Source organism: Roseovarius salis (genome assembly GCF_044472985.1).
In the GTDB taxonomy this organism is placed as follows: Bacteria; Pseudomonadota; Alphaproteobacteria; order Rhodobacterales; family Rhodobacteraceae; genus Roseovarius; species Roseovarius salis.
In genome coordinates, this window is sequence record NZ_JBISDG010000104.1 from 1 (window position 1) to 547 (window position 547).

The 547-nt window shown below is 69.8% G+C and carries 1 protein-coding gene; it reads right to left on the minus strand.

From position 1 onward, the window contains the following. Positions 1–6: 6 nt before the first annotated feature. The coding region (locus tag ACH13J_RS18375) for a hypothetical protein (RefSeq protein WP_397544791.1) at positions 7–547 on the minus strand (541 nt) is incomplete at its 5' end.

Sequence of the window (547 nt, forward strand, 5' to 3'; positions counted from 1 at the left end):
GGCCGGTCACGAGATCGCCGCCCGGTCGGTCACGCGCCGCCAGTCGGTGCCATCCGAAAAGGCCAGCACCGCGCCCCCGGCCTCGTCCGACACGAAGATGATGGCGCCCTCGCCGGCCGACGATGCCGACGGTGCTGTGGCCACCGTGTAGCTCTTGACCCTGGCCGGCCCGTCGACATCCAGTGCCGCCGATGGCTCCTTGCCGACACCCACCTTGCCGTCAGGCTTGACGATGATGCGCGCCGAGGCCCCGCCCGGCGTTTCGCCCGTGTAGAACTTCAGGTCGCGCGCCTCGTAATCGGCGAAGCCGAGCCCCTGGTCCGTGACGAACCAGACGCCGCCCCTGGCAAGACCGCTGCCCTGGTCGTTGCCGCGCTGCAGGCTCGTGCGCACCTGCGCCGAACCCGACGTGCTCGGATTGACGAAGCGCGCATGGTTTATCGTCGGCGACCCTTGTGAATGCGTGGTCTCGAACGGCGCCTCCCCCGAAGCCGCGCCGACGCCGACAAATCCGTTGCCCCGATCCACGACCACCGCCTCGTGCCAG